The 16,373-nt window shown below is 69.1% G+C and carries 16 protein-coding genes; 8 read left to right on the top strand and 8 right to left on the bottom strand.

Annotation, left to right across the window (positions count from 1 at the left end; all coding sequences use genetic code 11):
- Nucleotides 1-5 precede the first annotated feature (5 nt).
- Nucleotides 6-896 carry an aldose 1-epimerase gene (locus tag AC5Y4S_RS15015; RefSeq protein WP_500033520.1) on the top strand — a complete coding sequence of 297 codons (891 nt, stop codon included), beginning with the start codon at nucleotides 6-8 and terminating at the stop codon, nucleotides 894-896.
- Nucleotides 897-900: 4 nt separating this feature from the next.
- Here the strand turns inward: AC5Y4S_RS15015 and AC5Y4S_RS15020 are convergent, their stop codons facing one another.
- The 6 genes from AC5Y4S_RS15020 to AC5Y4S_RS15045 form a co-directional block, all read right to left on the bottom strand.
- The gene (locus AC5Y4S_RS15020; RefSeq protein WP_500034018.1) at nucleotides 901-1,422 is read right to left on the bottom strand and encodes a hypothetical protein; all 522 of its coding nucleotides are present in this window, start codon (nucleotides 1,420-1,422) and stop codon (nucleotides 901-903) included.
- A 22-nt stretch (nucleotides 1,423-1,444) separates the two neighbouring features.
- A complete protein-coding gene (locus AC5Y4S_RS15025; protein WP_500033521.1) occupies nucleotides 1,445-1,837 on the bottom strand; it encodes a heat shock protein transcriptional repressor HspR in 393 nt (130 codons plus the stop codon).
- On the bottom strand, nucleotides 1,837-3,015 hold the full coding sequence (gene dnaJ, locus AC5Y4S_RS15030) for a molecular chaperone DnaJ (protein WP_500033522.1): 1,179 nt from the start codon (nucleotides 3,013-3,015) through the stop codon (nucleotides 1,837-1,839). The genes AC5Y4S_RS15025 and dnaJ overlap by 1 nt, the downstream gene beginning before the upstream one ends.
- 54 nt (nucleotides 3,016-3,069) lie before the next feature.
- Complete coding sequence (gene grpE, locus AC5Y4S_RS15035; RefSeq protein ID WP_500033523.1) at nucleotides 3,070-3,708, bottom strand: nucleotide exchange factor GrpE; 639 nt, start codon at nucleotides 3,706-3,708, stop codon at nucleotides 3,070-3,072.
- Nucleotides 3,705-5,573: a molecular chaperone DnaK gene (gene dnaK / locus AC5Y4S_RS15040; protein WP_500033524.1), complete on the bottom strand. Its 1,869-nt coding sequence runs from the start codon at nucleotides 5,571-5,573 to the stop codon at nucleotides 3,705-3,707. The genes grpE and dnaK overlap by 4 nt, the downstream gene beginning before the upstream one ends.
- Before the next feature lie 397 nt (nucleotides 5,574-5,970).
- Nucleotides 5,971-6,885, bottom strand: coding sequence for a LysR family transcriptional regulator (locus tag AC5Y4S_RS15045; RefSeq protein WP_500033525.1), 915 nt, complete (start codon nucleotides 6,883-6,885; stop codon nucleotides 5,971-5,973).
- Between the two features lie 130 nt (nucleotides 6,886-7,015).
- Here AC5Y4S_RS15045 and AC5Y4S_RS15050 point away from each other — a divergent pair, with 130 nt between their 5' ends.
- The 3 genes from AC5Y4S_RS15050 to AC5Y4S_RS15060 all read left to right on the top strand — a co-directional run bounded on the left by AC5Y4S_RS15050 (nucleotide 7,016) and on the right by AC5Y4S_RS15060 (nucleotide 10,988).
- Nucleotides 7,016-8,506, top strand: a complete 1,491-nt coding sequence (locus AC5Y4S_RS15050) for an aldehyde dehydrogenase family protein (protein WP_500033526.1) — start codon at nucleotides 7,016-7,018, stop codon at nucleotides 8,504-8,506.
- Nucleotides 8,506-9,456: an amidohydrolase family protein gene (locus tag AC5Y4S_RS15055; RefSeq protein WP_500033527.1), complete on the top strand. Its 951-nt coding sequence runs from the start codon at nucleotides 8,506-8,508 to the stop codon at nucleotides 9,454-9,456. The genes AC5Y4S_RS15050 and AC5Y4S_RS15055 overlap by 1 nt, the downstream gene beginning before the upstream one ends.
- 83 nt (nucleotides 9,457-9,539) lie before the next feature.
- The gene (locus AC5Y4S_RS15060; RefSeq protein WP_500033528.1) at nucleotides 9,540-10,988 is read left to right on the top strand and encodes an amino acid permease; all 1,449 of its coding nucleotides are present in this window, start codon (nucleotides 9,540-9,542) and stop codon (nucleotides 10,986-10,988) included.
- Here AC5Y4S_RS15060 and AC5Y4S_RS15065 read toward each other — a convergent pair.
- Nucleotides 10,967-11,527, bottom strand: coding sequence for a nucleotidyltransferase family protein (locus AC5Y4S_RS15065; RefSeq protein WP_500033529.1), 561 nt, complete (start codon nucleotides 11,525-11,527; stop codon nucleotides 10,967-10,969). The two genes, AC5Y4S_RS15060 and AC5Y4S_RS15065, sit on opposite strands and share 22 nt — an antisense overlap.
- 52 nt (nucleotides 11,528-11,579) lie before the next feature.
- Between AC5Y4S_RS15065 and AC5Y4S_RS15070 the strand changes: the two genes are divergently transcribed.
- The 4 genes from AC5Y4S_RS15070 to AC5Y4S_RS15085 all read left to right on the top strand — a co-directional run bounded on the left by AC5Y4S_RS15070 (nucleotide 11,580) and on the right by AC5Y4S_RS15085 (nucleotide 15,997).
- Nucleotides 11,580-13,916 carry a xanthine dehydrogenase family protein molybdopterin-binding subunit gene (locus tag AC5Y4S_RS15070; protein ID WP_500033530.1) on the top strand — a complete coding sequence of 779 codons (2,337 nt, stop codon included), beginning with the start codon at nucleotides 11,580-11,582 and terminating at the stop codon, nucleotides 13,914-13,916.
- Complete coding sequence (locus AC5Y4S_RS15075) at nucleotides 13,913-14,812, top strand: FAD binding domain-containing protein (RefSeq protein WP_500033531.1); 900 nt, start codon at nucleotides 13,913-13,915, stop codon at nucleotides 14,810-14,812. The genes AC5Y4S_RS15070 and AC5Y4S_RS15075 overlap by 4 nt, the downstream gene beginning before the upstream one ends.
- Nucleotides 14,805-15,290 carry a (2Fe-2S)-binding protein gene (locus tag AC5Y4S_RS15080; RefSeq protein WP_500033532.1) on the top strand — a complete coding sequence of 162 codons (486 nt, stop codon included), beginning with the start codon at nucleotides 14,805-14,807 and terminating at the stop codon, nucleotides 15,288-15,290. Before AC5Y4S_RS15075 ends, AC5Y4S_RS15080 begins: the two co-directional genes overlap by 8 nt.
- Before the next feature lie 104 nt (nucleotides 15,291-15,394).
- Nucleotides 15,395-15,997, top strand: coding sequence for a hypothetical protein (locus AC5Y4S_RS15085; RefSeq protein WP_500033533.1), 603 nt, complete (start codon nucleotides 15,395-15,397; stop codon nucleotides 15,995-15,997).
- Nucleotides 15,998-16,108: 111 nt separating this feature from the next.
- Here AC5Y4S_RS15085 and AC5Y4S_RS15090 read toward each other — a convergent pair whose 3' ends face one another.
- On the bottom strand, nucleotides 16,109-16,366 hold the full coding sequence (locus AC5Y4S_RS15090) for a hypothetical protein (protein WP_500033534.1): 258 nt from the start codon (nucleotides 16,364-16,366) through the stop codon (nucleotides 16,109-16,111).
- Between the last annotated feature and the right edge of the window lie 7 nt (nucleotides 16,367-16,373).

Genomic DNA, 16,373 nt, shown 5'->3' on the forward strand with positions numbered 1-16,373 from the left:
AAGCCATGCGCATCGTCACCCTGACCGACCCGTCATCGCCGGTGGCGGCGCAGTTCGTGCCGGAGGCGGGCATGATCGGCACGTCGCTGACCGACGCGGGCACCGAACTGCTCGGCCAACGGCGCGGCCTGCAGGCCTACGTCGAGGCGGGTAAGACGATGGGCATCCCGATCCTGTATCCGTGGGCAAATCGCTTGGGTGCCAACACCTACACGGCCGAGGACGTGACGGTGGCGCTGACGCCCGGGGAAAACGGGGTGCGCGCCGATCCCAACGGGTTGCCCATCCACGGCACGCTGGCGGCCTACCCGGGCTGGCGGGTGACGGCGGAGTCGGACACCGAGCTGGCCGCCGAGGTCGATTTCGGCGCCGACCCGCGGTTGCTGGCCAGCTTCCCGTACCCGCACGTGCTCTCGGTGGCGGTGCGGCTGGCCGACCGGGCGCTCACGGTACGCACCACCGTCACCGCGAGCGGCGACACGGCGGTTCCGCTGTGCTTCGGCTTCCATCCCTACCTGCGCCTGCCGGACGTTGCGCGCCGCGAGTGGGTCATCGAGACGCCGCCGCTGCGGCACTTGGGGCTCGACGAGCGGGGGCTGCCCACCGGCGAGTCCGAACCCGAGCCGGCCCGCGAAGAACCCCTGGGCGACAAGGCTTTTGACGACGCCTACGACCAGGTCGGCGAAGGCGCGGTGTTCGCGGTGTCCGGTGGCGGCCGCCGGCTGGAGGTGCACTTCGAACGGGGATATCCGGCGGCGCAGATCTTCGCTCCGCTCGCCGAAGAGGTGGTGTGCTTCGAGCCGATGACCGCGCCGACGGACGCGCTGCGCCGTGGCGGTTACTCGCGCGCGCGCCCGGGCGCCCCGGCCGTTACGCAGTTCTCGATTCGGCTGTGAGCTTTCACCACCGCATCATGGGGAAGGGCCGACGCGGGTGCCCGGCGGCGTAGCGGCTCAAACCCTTCGCGAGGAACGCGTGGAATCCGCAATACGGCAGCTCGGCGACGACGGATCGAATCTCGGAGCGCCCGAGCCCGTTACGTAGCAGACCGCGGCTCACGTCGATACGGTCGGCTATCCGAAACGCCTCGGCCATGCGATCGTGCGACGGCCGCAGCCGGTGGTGTTCGACGATCAGCGTGCGCACCTCGTCGACGTTGTCGATGCCGAATTCTTCGGCGTGCGCGGCGGCCAGCTCGGCCGAGGGCCCGAGGTAGTCGAACGTGCCCGCGGTCCAGATGCCGAGATCGTGTGCGGCCCAGGCCAGAACGGCGAAGTCGGGGACCGGGCCGCCGAGCAGCTGTTGGTAATAGTTCATTCCGCGGTAGACGTGATTGCGGTAGGTGCGCAGCTGCGCACCGAGCTCGCGTTGGTATCGATGCAGCAGGGTCTCGACGATCGGGTGAACGGTGATCACTTCCATGCCGCGACCAGCCATGTGAACGCTAGCGCGGCTTTCGCGGCTGCCACACCACCAGCGCGGTGCTCTTCGGCACCACCGCGATGTCGCGGCGCTGGCCGGCGCGCACCTGCGCCAGCTCCTCGGTCAGCTCCTTCACGCGTGACTGCAGCGCCTCCACCTGGTTGGTCAGCTCGATGATGCGCTTGATGCCGGCCAGGTTGACGCCCTCGTCCTGCGACAGCCGCTGCACCTCGCGCAGCAGGTCCACGTCGTGCTCCGAATAACGGCGTCCCCCACCGGAAGTGCGCCTCGGGCTGACCAGCCCGAGGCGGTCATAGGTGCGCAGGGTCTGGGCATGCATGCCGGCCAGTTCGGCGGCCACCGAGATCAGGAAGGTCCGGGCCTCCTCCTTGGAATTGCGCGAGCCCCTGGCCATCAGCGGTTACCTGCCCATCCCGCGCGCGGGTTGAACCCGCTGGATCGCTCGGCGGCCGCGTAGGCCTCCAGCGCCTCCTCGGCTGCGCCCTCCAAGTTCGGCGGCACGGACACCTTCACGGTGACCAGCAGGTCGCCGTTGCCGCCGCCGCGCTTGGGCACACCGCGCCCGCGCACCCGCAGGATCCGGCCGTCGGCGGTGCCCTTGGGCACCCGCACGCCGACCTTGCCGTCCAGCGTGGGCACCGAAAGCGTTGAGCCCAAAGCCAACTCGCTGAAGCTGACCGGCACGGTCACGGTGAGGTCATCACCGTCACGGCCGAACACCTTGTCCGGCCGCACATGCACGGTCACGTACAGGTCGCCCGACGGCGCGCCGCGCAGCCCGGCCTCGCCCTGCCCGGGCAGCCGGATCCGTTGTCCGTCCTCGACACCGGGCGGGATCCGCACGTTGATGGTGCGCGTGCGGGTCGTCACGCCGGTGCCTTTGCACTCGTCGCACGGGTGCTCGATGATCGAGCCGCTGCCCCGGCAATCGGTGCAGGGCTCGGAGAAGCCGAACGCGCCCTGGTTGCGGTTGATCACGCCCGAGCCGTTGCAGCTGGGGCACACCTTCGGGCTGGTGCCCGGGCGCGCGCCGCTGCCATGGCAATTGGTGCACGGCGCCGGGCTGGTCAGCCGCAGCGGCATCGCGACGCCCTTGGCGGCCTCGACGAAATCGAGCTCGGTCTCGGTCTCCAGGTCGTTGCCGCGCCGCGGCCTGCTGGGCCGGGGACTGGCGCCGCGTCCGAACAGGCCGCCGAACAGGTCGCCGATGTTGGCGCCGCCGCTTCGGCCGGCGGCGTCGAACAGGTCGCTGAGGTTGAACTCCGCGCCGTCGCCGCCGACGTTGAAGCTGAAGCCGCTGCCACCGTCGAACCTGCGGCCGCCGAAACCGCCGCCCGCGAACAGGCGGCGGGTCTCGTCGTACTCCTTGCGCTTGGCCGGATCCGACAACACGTTGTGCGCCTCCGACACCGCCTTGAATCGTTCGCCGGCGGCCGGGTTGTCGGGGTTCGCATCCGGGTGCAGGTCGCGCGCCAGCTTGCGGTAGGCGCGCTTGATCTCTTCCGGGCTGGCGTCAGAGGAGACGCCCAGCTCCTTGTAGAAGTCCTTTTCGACCCATTCACGCTGGGCCATGCCGCGTCACCCCCTCACCTTTCTCTATCTATTTGTCCTATGTGATTGTCGTGCTTAGTCACCGGAGCCGTCGGCGTTATCGGCCGTGTCGGACGGTTGCGTTTCGGCCGGGACCGTTTCTTCGCTCACGACGGTGTCGACCACGCCGACGAGGGCGTGGCGGAGCACCTGGTCGCCCAGCTTGTAGCCCTGGCGCATGACCGTGCCGATCACCGGCTTGGAGCCGTCGGCGCCGTCGCCCTCGTGCTGCACGGCCTCGTGCAGCACCGGGTCGAAGTCCTCGCCCTCCTCGCCGAACGCGGTGAGGCCGAGGCCGGTCAGCGCGCTGTCCAGCTTGTCGGCGACCGACTTCAGCGGGCCGGTTTCCAGGTCGCCGTGCTTGCGGGCCCGGTCGAGATCGTCCAGCACGGGCAGCAATTGGCTGACGACGGCGGCTTTGGCCCGGTCCGCGGCGGCCTGCTGATCGCGCAGCGCCCGCTTGCGGTAGTTGGCGAAGTCGGCCTGTACCCGTTGCAGATCGCCGAGCAGTTCGGCCGCCTTGCCGGCCTCCTCCGGGCTTTCGCCGGCGAACGCCCCCGGCGCCGACCCGCTGGGGGCCGGGCCGGAAGCGCCGTGCCGTACTTGGCCGGTCTCGGGATCGATCCGCCGCTTGTCGGTGACCGTCACCTGTTCCTGGGGGTTAGCGTCGGTCACTTGGCCTCCCGGTCGTCGTCGACCACCTCCGCGTCCACGACGTCATCGGCCGAGCCGGACGCACCGCCGGGCTCGCCGCCGGGCGCGCCGGCCTGGCCGGCCTCCGCCTGGGTGGCCTCGTAGATGGCCTGGCCGAGCGCCTGGGACTCCTGGCCCAGCTTCTCCATCGCCGACTTGATCGCGGAGATGTCGGTGCCGCCCAGCGCCGACTTGGCCTCGGCCACCGCGGCATCCACCTTGTTCAGCGTGTCCTCGGGGACCTTGGAACCACCCTCGGCTTCACGCTGTTCTTTGACGAACTTCTCCGTCTGGTAGACCAGCGTCTCGGCCTGGTTGCGGATGTCGGCCTCCTCGCGGCGCTGACGGTCCTCCTCGGCGTGCGCCTCGGCGTCCTTGATCATCCGGTCGATCTCCTCCTTGGACAGGCCGGAGCCCTCCTGGATCTTGATCGTGTTCTCCTTGCCGGTGCCCTTGTCCTTGGCCGTGACGTGCACGATGCCATTGGCGTCGATGTCGAAGGTGACCTCGATCTGCGGGACGCCGCGCGGGGCCGGCGGGATGCCGGTCAGCTCGAAGGAGCCGAGCAGCTTGTTGTGCGAGGCGATTTCGCGCTCACCCTGATAGACCTGGATCTGCACGGACGGCTGGTTGTCGTCGGCCGTGGTGAAGGTCTCCGAGCGCTTCGTCGGGATCGTGGTGTTGCGCTCGATGAGCTTGGTCATCACGCCACCCTTGGTCTCGATACCGAGGCTCAGCGGCGTAACGTCAAGCAGCAGAACGTCTTTCACCTCACCCTTGAGCACACCGGCCTGCAGCGCGGCGCCCACGGCAACCACCTCGTCGGGGTTGACGCCCTTGTTGGGCTCCTTGCCACCGGTGAGCTCCTTGACCAGCTCGGTCACCGCAGGCATGCGGGTGGAACCGCCAACCAGCACGACGTGGTCGATGTCGGACACCGAGATGCCGGCGTCGGAGATCACCGACTTGAACGGCTGACGGGTGCGGTCCAGCAGATCCTGGGTGATGCGCTGGAACTCGGCGCGAGTCAGCTGCTCGTCGAGGAACAGCGGGTTCTTGTCCGCGTCGACGGTGATGTAGGGCAGGTTGATCGAGGTGCTCTGCGAGCTCGAGAGCTCGATCTTGGCCTTCTCGGCCGCCTCACGCAGCCGCTGCATCGCCATCTTGTCCTTGGTCAGGTCGATGCCGCTGGTGCCCTTGAACTTGTCGACGAGCCATTCGACGACGCGGTCGTCCCAGTCGTCGCCACCGAGGTGGTTGTCACCGCTGGTGGCGCGAACCTCGACCACGCCCTCACCAATCTCGAGCAGCGAGACGTCGAAGGTGCCGCCACCGAGGTCGAAGACCAGGATGGTCTGCTCCTTCTCGCCCTTGTCCAGCCCGTAGGCCAGCGCCGCGGCGGTCGGCTCGTTGACGATGCGCAGCACGTTCAGGCCGGCGATCTGGCCGGCCTCCTTGGTCGCCTGACGCTGGGCGTCGTTGAAGTAGGCGGGCACGGTGATGACCGCGTCGGTGATGTCCTCACCGAGGTAGGCCTCCGCGTCGCGCTTCAGCTTCATCAGCACGCGGGCGCTGATCTCCTGCGCCGTGTACTTCTTGCCGTCGATCTCGACGGACCAGTCGGTGCCCATGTGCCGCTTGACCGACCTGATGGTGCGGTCGACGTTGGTCACCGCCTGGTTCTTGGCGGGCTGGCCGACCAGCACTTCGCCGTTGCGGGCGAACGCGACGATCGACGGTGTGGTCCGGGAACCCTCGGAGTTCGCGACGACGACGGGGTCGCCGCCCTCGAGGACCGCGACGACTGAGTTGGTGGTCCCGAGGTCGATACCGACCGCACGAGCCATAGTGATTCCTCCTGATTACGTAGAGCTTTTCTGGTGCCACTATGCTGAGTGAACCCCGCTCAAGCCTGCCCTCGCGGGCGTCGTGGTGTCAACCCAGCCTTGAGTCTGCTTCGCTCAACTTGTTGACCATGCTAACGGCGGGCGCGCGCGTCTTGTTCCCGGGGTGCCCATTGCGTGTGAATTGGGGGCTTTGCGTGGTGCGCCAGGGTGGAAAATCGCCCGGATTCCCGCCGTCACGACACACTGAAAGCCGTCAGCTCACACTCAATGCCGCCGCCGCTCATTCGACAGGTCGCTCGTTCCCGGGGCGCCCATTGAGTGTGTATTGAGGGCTTTGCGTGGTGCGCCAGGGCTACGACAGCCGCGGAATCCCGCCCTCAGCTCACACTGAAAGCCGTCAGCTCACACTCGACGCGCCGGGCTCCGGGATCATCTCCTCGATCAGCGAGAACACCGCGCGGGTGGCGGCGCTGGGTGGGCGCAGCGCCGATATTGCGACGTACAGGCGCCAGCACAGGTCGTAGTCGGAGATCCGCAGCGTCGCCAGGCCGTCGTCGCCGATCTCGTCGAGGATGAACCGGCTCAAGAACCCGATGCCCAAGCCGTTTCGGACGTGGGTCGCGGTGGTGGCGATGTCGGCGACCTCGAGGGCGATCGTGCGCTGCACCCCGGCCGTCGCGAAGGCCCGGTCGGCCACCGCCCGGTTGCCGTAGCCCGGCGGGCCGTCGATGAACGACATCCCGGCCAGCTCGGCCAGCGACACCGACTCGCGGCCGGCGAGTGGGTGATCCGCCGGAACGACCAGTAAGAGCGGATAGGCCGCGACCAGCCGGGTGTGCAGGTCGGTGGGTGGCCCGTCGGGGAAAACAAGCAGGGCGACGTCGAGGCTGTCGTCGCGCAGCTGCTGCGCCAGGCCCGCCGAACCGGCCCGGGCGAAGCGAATCTGGACCAGCACGCCGGGATGCCGGGCACGCAGCTCGGCCAGCAGCCTCGGCATGTCGATGTTGTTGATCGACATCAGCGTTCCCAGCCTGACGGTCCCCCCCACGGAGCCGCCGGCGGCGGCGACGGCATCCTTGGCCGCGCGGGCCGCGTCGATGGTGGCGCGGGCGTGCGGCGCCAGCTCGCGTCCCGCCGGCGTGAGCGTCACGCCCGCCGGCCCCCGGACGAACAGCTCCGCGCCGAGTTCACGCTCGAGGGCCTTGATGGTGGCGGACACCCCGGATTGGACGACGTGCAATCTCTTGGCGGCCCGGGTGAAGCTGAGGTTGTCCGCGACAGCGAGGAAATACTCCAACTGGCGAAGCTCCACGGAGCCCATTATCACCGTCGGTGATGGCTCCCATCAGGAATTTTCGTTGGCGTCTGACGGTACGGCCGATTTACGGTTCGCAATTGGGTCGCGTCGATCCCAACCCCCCTCAATTTGGACGGTGCGCGTTATGAGTTTGCAGGGCCCCACCCTGACCAGAACCCGGACCCGGTGGTCCTCGGCGTCCACCGACGACCAGTTCGTCGTGCAGAACCCGGCGACGGGCCAGACGGTCACGGTCGTCCAGGGCGCCGGGCCGGACGAGGTGGACCAGGCCGTCCGCCGGGCGCACGCCGCGCACCTGCGCTGGAAGCAACGCCCCGCGCGCGAGCGCGGCCGATACCTGCGCCAGGTCGCCGAGGTGATCCGCGCCCACGCCGACGAGATCGCCGCGCTCGAGACGCTGGAGATGGGCAAGCCGATCATGCAGGCGCGCAACTTCGACGTGGAAGCCGCGATCGCCATCTTCGAGTACTTCGGCGCCATGGTGGAGGCGCTGCCGAGCCAGGCCCGCGATTACGGCCCCGTCATGGACGTCACCACGCTGGAGCCCTACGGCGTGATCGCGTGCATCGTCCCGTTCAACTGGCCGCCGATCCACACCGCGGGGAAGGTCGCGCCGGCGCTGGCGGTCGGCAACGCCGTGGTGCTCAAACCGCCGGAGCAGACGCCCTCGGTGGTGTTGCGGATGGTCGAGCTGATCCAGTCCGTGCTGCCGGACGGTGTGGTGCAGGCCGTGCCCGGCAGGGGCGAGGTGGGCGCCGCGCTGGCCGGGCATCGGCTGGTCGGCAAGGTGTCCTTCACCGGATCGCCGCGGACGGGCGCGGCGGTGCTGCGCACCGCGGCCGGCAATCTCACCCCGACGCTGATGGAGCTCGGCGGAAAGAACCCACTGGTCGTGTTCGACGACGCCAACCTGCACGACGCGCTGCTGGCCGCGGTCGACGGCGGCTTCTTCAACCAGGGCGAGGCCTGCACCGCGGCGTCGCGAATCCTGGTGCAGGACAACGTCTATGCGGAGTTCGAGGCGAAGTTGTGCGCCGCGGTGGGCCGGCTGCGGGTGGGCGACGGCGCCGACCCGGCGACCGACGTCGGGCCGTTGGTCACCCGCAAGCAACAGAATCAGGTCCTCGATTACCTGCGGATCGGCGTGGCCGAAGGCGCCCACATCGCCGCCCAGGCACCGCTGCCCGACGATCCCCGCTTGGCCGACGGCTTCTACGTCGCGCCGACGGTCCTGACCGGCGTGACCCCCGCCATGCGGGTGGCTCGCGACGAGATCTTCGGCCCCGTCGTCACCCTCATGCCGTTCACCGACGAGGACGAGGCGGTGCGCATCGCCAACGCCACGCCGTTCGGACTGGTCGCGGCGGTGTTCACCCAGGACAGCGATCGGGCGCTGCGGGTGAGCCGGCGGATCCGGGCCGGGGCCGTCTTCGTCAACAACTATCAGCGGATTTCCATCGGCACCGGATTCGGCGGCGTCGGCCACAGCGGGTTCGGCCGCGAACACGCCCAGGAGACGCTGGCGGAGTACGGCTACACCAAGACGATCCGGCTGGCCTCCGATCGCGACGAGCTGACGTACTGGAGCGCCGCCGCCCGGGTGCTGGCCGGCTGATGAGAACGATTGCACTCGAAGAGCATTACGCCACAACGGAATTCCTGAACGGCCCGGGCCGCTGGCTGGCGTCGCGCACCGGCATCGTCGAACCGATCAGCGATCTGGGTGACGGCCGGATCGCGGCGATGGACGACGCCGGCGTCGACGTGGCGGTGCTGTCGCTGGCCGCGCCGGGCGTCGAACAGTTGGACGGGCCGGAAGCCGTTCGGTTGGCCCGCGAATGCAACGACGAGCTCGCGAAGGCGGTCGCGCGATACCCGGGGCGGCTGGCAGGCTTCGCCGCCCTGCCGATCAGCGCGCCCGCGGAGGCCGCCGGCGAACTCGAACGCGCGGTGTGCGACCACCGCTTCGTCGGCGCGGTGATCAACGGGCACAGCCAGGGTCGCTACCTCGACGATCCGTTCTTCGACCCCGTTCTGTCGCGGGCGGCCGCGCTGCGGGTGCCGATCTACCTGCACCCGACCATCCCGCCGGCCGGCGTCATCAAGTCCAGCTACGCGGGATTCTCCGACCAGGTCACGTTCACCCTGGCCACCGTCGGATGGGGCTGGCACATCAACACGGGCACCCACGTGCTGCGCCTGATCCTCGGCGGCGTGTTCGACCGGTACCCCGAGCTGCAGGTCATCATCGGGCACATGGGCGAGGCGATCCCGTTCATGCTGCCGCGGTTCGACGCGACGCTGAAGCCCGACCTCACCGGCCTGCAGCATCCCGTCAGCACCTACCTGAGGCGAAACCTGAATTACACCTTCGCCAACTTCAATGACGAGGCCACCTACGCCAACCTGGTCGCGCAGGTCGGCATCGGGCGGGTGTGCTTTTCGGCCGACTACCCGTTCGGCTCGATGCGCGCAGCCCGGAACTTTTTTGACGGCCTGCCGCTGAGTGACGACGACCGGGCGCTGATCAGCCACCGCAACGCCGAGCGTTTGCTGGGACTGTAAAAACTTCGCCGATTGTTGGTGGGCACGCGGCGCGCTCATGGGTTAGCCTGAGCGTTCCCCGGAGCCACCACGGCAGGAGCTCGATGCCACCAGACAGTGCCGCCGAGCGGCTCGCCCGCGAGGACGAGGGCTATCACAAGAGCCTCAAAAACCGCCAGATTCAGATGATCGCCCTCGGTGGCGCCATCGGCACCGGGCTTTTCCTCGGCGCCGGCGGACGGCTGGCCTCGGCGGGGCCCGGGCTCTTCCTGGTCTACGGGGTCTGCGGCATCTTCGTCTTCCTGATCCTGCGCGCGCTCGGCGAGCTGGTGCTGCACCGCCCGTCGTCGGGATCGTTCGTGTCGTACTCCCGCGAATTCTTCGGGGAAAAGCTGGCTTACGTCGCCGGCTGGATGTACGTCCTCAACTGGTCGATGACGGGCATCGTGGACACCACCGCGATCGCGCACTACTGCCACTACTGGGGGATTTTCCACGCCATCCCGCAGTGGGCGATCGCGCTGTTCGCGCTGCTGGTGGTGCTCTCGATGAACCTGATCTCGGTCAAGGCCTTCGGCGAGCTGGAGTTCTGGGCGTCGTTGATCAAGGTGCTGGCGCTGGTCACGTTCCTCGTCGTCGGCACCATCTTCCTGGTGGGGCGCTTCAAGATCGACGGCCACGACACCGGCACCGGCCTGTGGGACACCCATGGCGGGCTGGTGCCCACCGGTCTGCTGCCCCTGGTGCTCGTCACCTCGGGCGTGGTGTTCGCCTACGCCGCAATCGAACTCGTCGGCATCGCGGCCGGGGAAACGGCCAACCCGGAGAAGGTCATGCCGCGCGCGATCAACTCGGTGGTGTTCCGCATCGCGGTCTTCTACATCGGCTCGACCGTGCTGCTGGGCCTGCTGCTGCCCTACACCGCCTACAAGGCCAACGTCAGCCCGTTCGTGACGTTCTTCTCCAAGGCCGGGGTCCACGGCGCCGGCAGCGTGATGAACGTGGTGGTGTTGACCGCCGCGCTGTCGAGTTTGAACGCGGGACTGTATTCCACCGGCCGCATCCTGCGGTCGATGGCGATCAACGGCAGCGGCCCCAAGTTCACCGCGCCGATGTCGAAGCGGGGCGTGCCGTACCGCGGCATCCTGCTCACCAGCGCCGTGGGTCTGTTGGGCATCGTGCTCAACGCCGTCAAACCCAGCCAGGCGTTCGAGATCGTGCTGCACATCGCGGCCATCGGCATCGTGTTCGCCTGGGGGACGATCGTGGCGAGCCAGCTGCAGTTCTACCGGCTGGCAAAGGCAGGGAGGGTGGAACGCCCGAAGTTCCGGATGCCGCTGTCGCCGTACAGCGGCTACCTCACGCTCGCGTTCCTGCTCGGCGTGGTGGTCCTGATGTTCTTCGACAAGGTGCAGGGCCCTTACCTGATCGGCGCGACCGTCGTCGGCGTCCCCGCACTCATCGGCGGTTGGTTCCTGGTCCGCCATCGGGTGACCGCCGCGCAGGACACCGTCACCCCGGCCACCCCCGCTCAGGGTTCGTCGATGTCCTGACCGCCGGCGAGGTCGCCGCAGTCGACGGCCTCGACGTCGGACCGGTCGCGCAGGTACTCCCCCGCGCCCCGATCCCCCTTTAGCCGCTTGAGTACGTCGGGCCAGTGCCGGCGCGCGATGACCACCGGATGGCCCGGCCGCTCGCCGAAGTACGCACGGGCCAGGCCACTGTCCGACGCCCATGCCCGGTCGAGGACCCGCGCCACCACGGCGGGACCGACGTCGGGAGTGTCGATGACGTGCAGCACCGCGTACTCCGCGCCCATGCGGCCGGCCTCGGCCAGGCCGACGCGCACCGAGGCGCTCAGCCCGTCGCGCCAGTCCGGCGCCAAGACGGGGGTAACGCCCGGCGGGGCCGCGGCACCCCACGTCGGCAACGCGGCGCCCAGGACCAGCACGACGTCGTCGCAGCCACCATCGCGCAGCGCCCCGACCGCGGCGTCCAGCCAGCCCTCCACCAGCACCTTCGGCCGCCCGTAGCGGCGTCCCTCGCCCGCGGCGAGCAGGACACCGACGGGCCTCGACTGTGATAACGCCACTCTCCTATGATGGCATCGAGGTTCTCGTAAGGCGACAACCGGATGGAGCGCAATGACTCAAGACGCGCACGGGGGCACGGCCACGACCCCGCGATACGCGGGCACCCGCGTGCAGCGGGTGGAGGATCTTCGGCTGCTGACCGGCCGTGGCGGGTTCGTCGACGACATCTCGCGGCCCGGCATGCTGCACGCCTGCTTCGTGCGCAGCCCGTTCGCCCGCGCCAGGATCAACGGCATCGACGCGTCGGCGGCGCTGGCACTGCCCGGCGTGCGCGCGGTCTTCACTGCCGCCGACCTCAACCCCGACGTCAAGGAGGCCTGGCACGCCGTGGCCGGCAAGGACGTGCCGGACACGCCCCGCCCGCCGCTGGCCGAGGGTGAGGCGAAGTTCGTGGGCGACCCCGTCGCGCTGATCGTCGCCGAGAGCCGCTACATCGCCGAGGACGCGCTGGAGCTGGTCGACGTCGACTACGAGCCGCTGCCCGCGATCACCGACCTCACCCTCGCGCAGTCCTCGGACGTGCTGGTGCACGACGCCTACGCGAACAACGTCGCGGGCGGGATGGGCGGCGCGCCGCCGGACGAAGAGGTGTTCGCCTCCGCGGCATGCGTGGTGAAAGAGCACATCTACCAACAGATTTACGCGCCCGTGCCGATCGAGACCCGCGGGCTGGTGGTCGAGTGGGAGGCCGCGTCGGAGGAGCTCACCCTGTGGGCATCCACGCAGACCCCGCACGAGCTGCGCGCGTTCTGCGCGCGCCTGTTAGGGATTGCGGCGCAACGGGTTCGGGTCATCATGCGCGACACCGGCGGCGGTTTCGGCCAGAAGGTGGTCCCGATGCGCGAGGACATGTGCGTCATGCTGGCCGCCCGCAAGGTGCCGGCGGCGCTGAAGTGGATCGAGGACCGTCGCGAAAACCTGATGTCGGCGGGCCAGGCCCGGCACGTCGACGGCACGGGCCGGATGGCGTTCGACGAAGACGGCAACATCCAGGCCGCCGACATCGACTTCGTCCAGGACGTCGGCGCCTACCCGACGCCCTACCCGGTGCTGACCACGGCCGCCATCGGCATGTTCTTCCCCGGGCCCTACCGCGTGCCCAAGGCCAGCTTCAACTACAAGACGGTGTTCACGAACACCAGCGGGCTGGCCGCCTACCGCGGCCCGTGGCAGTACGAGACGCTGGCGCGCGAAATCCTGCTGGACATCGCCGCCCGCAAGATGGGCATGGACCCGGTCGAGCTGCGCCGGCGCAACCTGCTGCGCCGCGACGAGATGCCCTACTTCAACCCCAACGGCATGCCGTACGACCACGTGGCCCCCAGCGAGACGTTCGAGCAGGCCGTGAAACTCCTTGACCACGAAGGGTTTCGCAAGGAACAGCGCGAGGCGCTGGCCCAGGGCCGCTACCTGGGGCTGGGGTTCTCGGCCTACATCGAGCCGACCGGGGCGGCGACGGGCCACCTGGCCACCGAGGGTTGCACCATCCGGATGGAGCCGACGGGCAAAATCAACGTCTACGTGAACGGCGGCTCCAGCGGAAACAGCTTGGAGACCACTGTCATTCAGCTGACCGCCGACGCGCTGGGCGCCGACATCGACGACGTCGCCACCATCCAGGGCGACACCGCGGTCACGCCGTATGGGGCCGGGACGCAGGGCAGCCGCAGCGGGCCGATGACCGCCGGGGCCGTCGAGGAGGCGGGCGCCATCCTGCGCGAGAAGATCGTGGCGCTCGCGGCGCACCAGTTGAAGGTGCCCGAATCCGAAGTGGAGCTGGCGAATTCGACCGCAGTGGTGCGCGGCGACCCGTCGAGGCAGGTGACGTTCGGCGAGCTTGCCTACCTGTCGTACTACTCGCCGCAGGCGCTGCCGCCGGGCATGTCGCCCGAGCTGGAGGCCACCGCCCGCTACGTCGCGAAGGCCCCCATCCTGTGGTCGAACGCGACGCACGCCTGCACCTGCGAGGTGGACGTGGCCACGGGCAAGGTCACGCTGCTGCGCTACATCGTCAGCGAGGACGTCGGGCCGATGATCAACCCGAACATCGTGGAGGGCCAGATCGCCGGCGGGACGGTGCAGGGCATCGGCGGCGCGCTGATGGAGGACCTCGCCTACGACGACGACGGCAACCCGCTGGCGACCACGTTCGTCGACTACCTGCTGCCCACGGCCACCGAGGTCCCGCCCATCGAGTTCGGCCACGTGGAGATCCCCGGCCCGGGGCCCGGCGGTTACAAGGGCGCCGGCGAGGGCGGGGCGATCGGCTCGGTGCCCGCGGTGATCAACGCAATCAACGACGCGCTCGCACCCCTGGGCGTCGCGGTCACCCGGCTGCCCGCCAGCCCCGCGTCGATCGCGTCGCTGCTGAGCGAGGCGAACCGGTGAAGCCCGCCTCGTTCGACTACCACCGCCCCGACACCGTCGAGGACGCCGTCGCGCTGCTCGCCGAACTCGGCGACGACGCCAAGATCATCGCCGGCGGCCAGAGCCTGGTCCCGATGCTGGCGATGCGGCTGGCCTACTTCGACCACCTCATCGACATTTCCCGGCTGGCCGAGCTGCGGGACATCGAGCGCCGGGGCTCGGAACTGTGGATCGGGGCCGGAACCACCGAGTCCACCGTCGGCGCGGATACCCAAGTGCGCCAAGCGGTTCCGCTGCTAACGCGGGCGACCCCGTTCGTCGGGCACTTCCAGATCCGCAACCGCGGCACCCTCGGCGGGTCGATCGCGCACGCCGACGCCGCGGGCGAATACCCGGCGGCCGCGCTGGCGCTGGACGCGGTGATGGAGGTCCTCTCCCCGCGCGGGCGGCGCGAGATCGCCGCCGCGGACTTCTTCGCCGGCCTGTGGGAGACCACCATGGAGCCCGACGAGGTGCTGACCGGGGTCCGGTTCCCGGTGTGGGACGGCAGGTCCGGGTTCTCCGTGCAGGAATTCGCCCGCCGCCATGGCGATTTCGCGATCGCCGGCGCGCTGGTCGCCGTCCAGCTCGACGACGGCGACCGGGTGTCCCGCTGCGGGATCGGGCTGCTGGGCCTGGGCCCCACGGTCGGGCGCGCCACGGCGGCCGAGGCCGCGGTGATCGGCAAGCCGGTCGGCGAGCTGGTCCCCGAGGAGATCGGCCGGGCCGCGATGACCGGCCTCGACGATGTTCCGACCGACCTGCAGGGGTCGGCGGCCTACCGCACCCAGGTGGGGGCCACCATGGTCGCGCGCGCCTGGACGCAGGCCTTGAATGAGGCCACAGCGGAAGCACTCGGGGAGACAAGCCATGCATGAACAGCCGGTTCAGTTGTCGGTCAACGAGACTCCGATCGCGGCCAGCGTCGAACCGCGCATGACGCTGGCCGACTTCCTGCGGGAGCGGTGCGGGCTGACCGGAACCCATCTCGGCTGCGAACACGGCGCGTGCGGCGCCTGCACGGTGCTGGTGGACGGCGACGCCGTGCGGTCCTGCTTGATGTTCGCGATCCAGGCGGACGGCACTGAGGTGACGACGGTCGAGGGCATCGCGTCGCCCGACGGCACCCTGTCGCCGGTGCAGGCCGCGCTGCGCGAGTGCCACGGGCTGCAATGTGGCTTCTGCACGCCGGGTTTCGTCACCACGCTGACCGCGTTGCTGCGCGACAACCCCAACCCCACCGACGAGGAGATACGCGAGGGACTGTCGGGGAACTTCTGCCGCTGCACGGGTTACCAGGGCATCGTCGCCGCGGCCCATCGGGCGGCCGAGCTGGGGTCGGTCACGCAGCGGTAAACCTGCGCCATCGGCTCTGCATCGATAACGGCGTAGTTACAGTGCATTTCGCCGCTCCTTGCGTACTCTAAGCGCTGAAATCGAAGACTTTCGGGGAGCGGCGCGTGCAGTTATCGCAAAAGGCGCGGCGAAGGCTGGCCGGCGGCTCGCTGCTGCTCTCGGCTGTCCTCGCCGGTCCCGCACTGGTTTCGGGCTGCAGCTCGCTCATCGACGGCAAGCCGGTCGCCACCCCCGGGACCGGGCCGACCGAGCCCACCTTCCCCACGCCGCGGCCGACCACGACGACGCCGGCACCGACCAGCACCAGCCCGGCACCGTCGACGAGCCCGACCGGGCCGGCCAGCCCGACCACACCGCCGGCCGGCGTGATCCCGCTGCCGCCGGACCACAACGGCTATGTCTTCATCGAGACCAAGTCCGGCGTGACACGCTGCCAGATCAACAAGGAGACCGTCGGCTGCGAGGCGCCGTTCACCAATTCCCCACTGCAGGACGGTGAGCACGCCAACGGCGTCAGCATCAGTTCCGCCGGCAACGTGCAGTGGGTGCTGGGCAACCTGGGCGCCATCCCGACGGTCACCATCGACTACAAGACCTATGCGGCGCAGGGCTGGACGATCGTCGCCACCGAACAGGGCACCCGCTTCACCAACGACCACACTCACCACGGCATGTTCGTCAGCGTCGAGAAGGTCACGACTTTCTGAGCTGCCGAGAAGCGCACGTCGGCCCGTAATCGAGACTGGGCGTTCTAAGACCTACATTTGAGACGACCTGGGCTGGGATCTTGGACGGACAGCGCCACCTTGGGCGATGTCTCATATGCCGTCTATTCCGAGACCGTTCAGTTCTGTTCGCGCTTGGTCGATTTGGTCGTACGCGTAGGTCACCATTGTCGTGGTATTGCCCGAATTGTGGTAGTTGCCGGTCGCCAGAGCGAGGTGATCGAACGCGGACACGATGACGCCGTGTTCGGCCTCAAGTACGGCCAGAGCGTTCGCCAGGGGAAACGCCCTGCTGCGGTCGCCGCCGTCTTGCGCGATCACCAGACCCCGGCCGAAGGCGTCACGGGGCACGACGGGA

The organism is Mycobacterium sp. NGS64, from assembly GCF_059812245.1.

Excerpts from the sequence above, each read along its gene's own strand:
- AC5Y4S_RS15070 (WP_500033530.1), top strand. The coding sequence starts at position 11,580 with ATGACTCAAGACGCGCACGGGGGCACGGCCACGACCCCGCGATACGCG.
- AC5Y4S_RS15055 (WP_500033527.1), top strand. The coding sequence starts at position 8,506 with ATGAGAACGATTGCACTCGAAGAGCATTACGCCACAACGGAATTCCTG.
- AC5Y4S_RS15015 (WP_500033520.1), top strand. The coding sequence starts at position 6 with ATGCGCATCGTCACCCTGACCGACCCGTCATCGCCGGTGGCGGCGCAG.
- dnaK (WP_500033524.1), bottom strand. The coding sequence starts at position 5,573 with ATGGCTCGTGCGGTCGGTATCGACCTCGGGACCACCAACTCAGTCGTC.
- AC5Y4S_RS15080 (WP_500033532.1), top strand. The coding sequence starts at position 14,805 with ATGCATGAACAGCCGGTTCAGTTGTCGGTCAACGAGACTCCGATCGCG.
- AC5Y4S_RS15020 (WP_500034018.1), bottom strand. The coding sequence starts at position 1,422 with ATGGAAGTGATCACCGTTCACCCGATCGTCGAGACCCTGCTGCATCGA.
- AC5Y4S_RS15060 (WP_500033528.1), top strand. The coding sequence starts at position 9,540 with ATGCCACCAGACAGTGCCGCCGAGCGGCTCGCCCGCGAGGACGAGGGC.
- dnaJ (WP_500033522.1), bottom strand. The coding sequence starts at position 3,015 with ATGGCCCAGCGTGAATGGGTCGAAAAGGACTTCTACAAGGAGCTGGGC.
- AC5Y4S_RS15050 (WP_500033526.1), top strand. The coding sequence starts at position 7,016 with ATGAGTTTGCAGGGCCCCACCCTGACCAGAACCCGGACCCGGTGGTCC.
- AC5Y4S_RS15025 (WP_500033521.1), bottom strand. The coding sequence starts at position 1,837 with ATGGCCAGGGGCTCGCGCAATTCCAAGGAGGAGGCCCGGACCTTCCTG.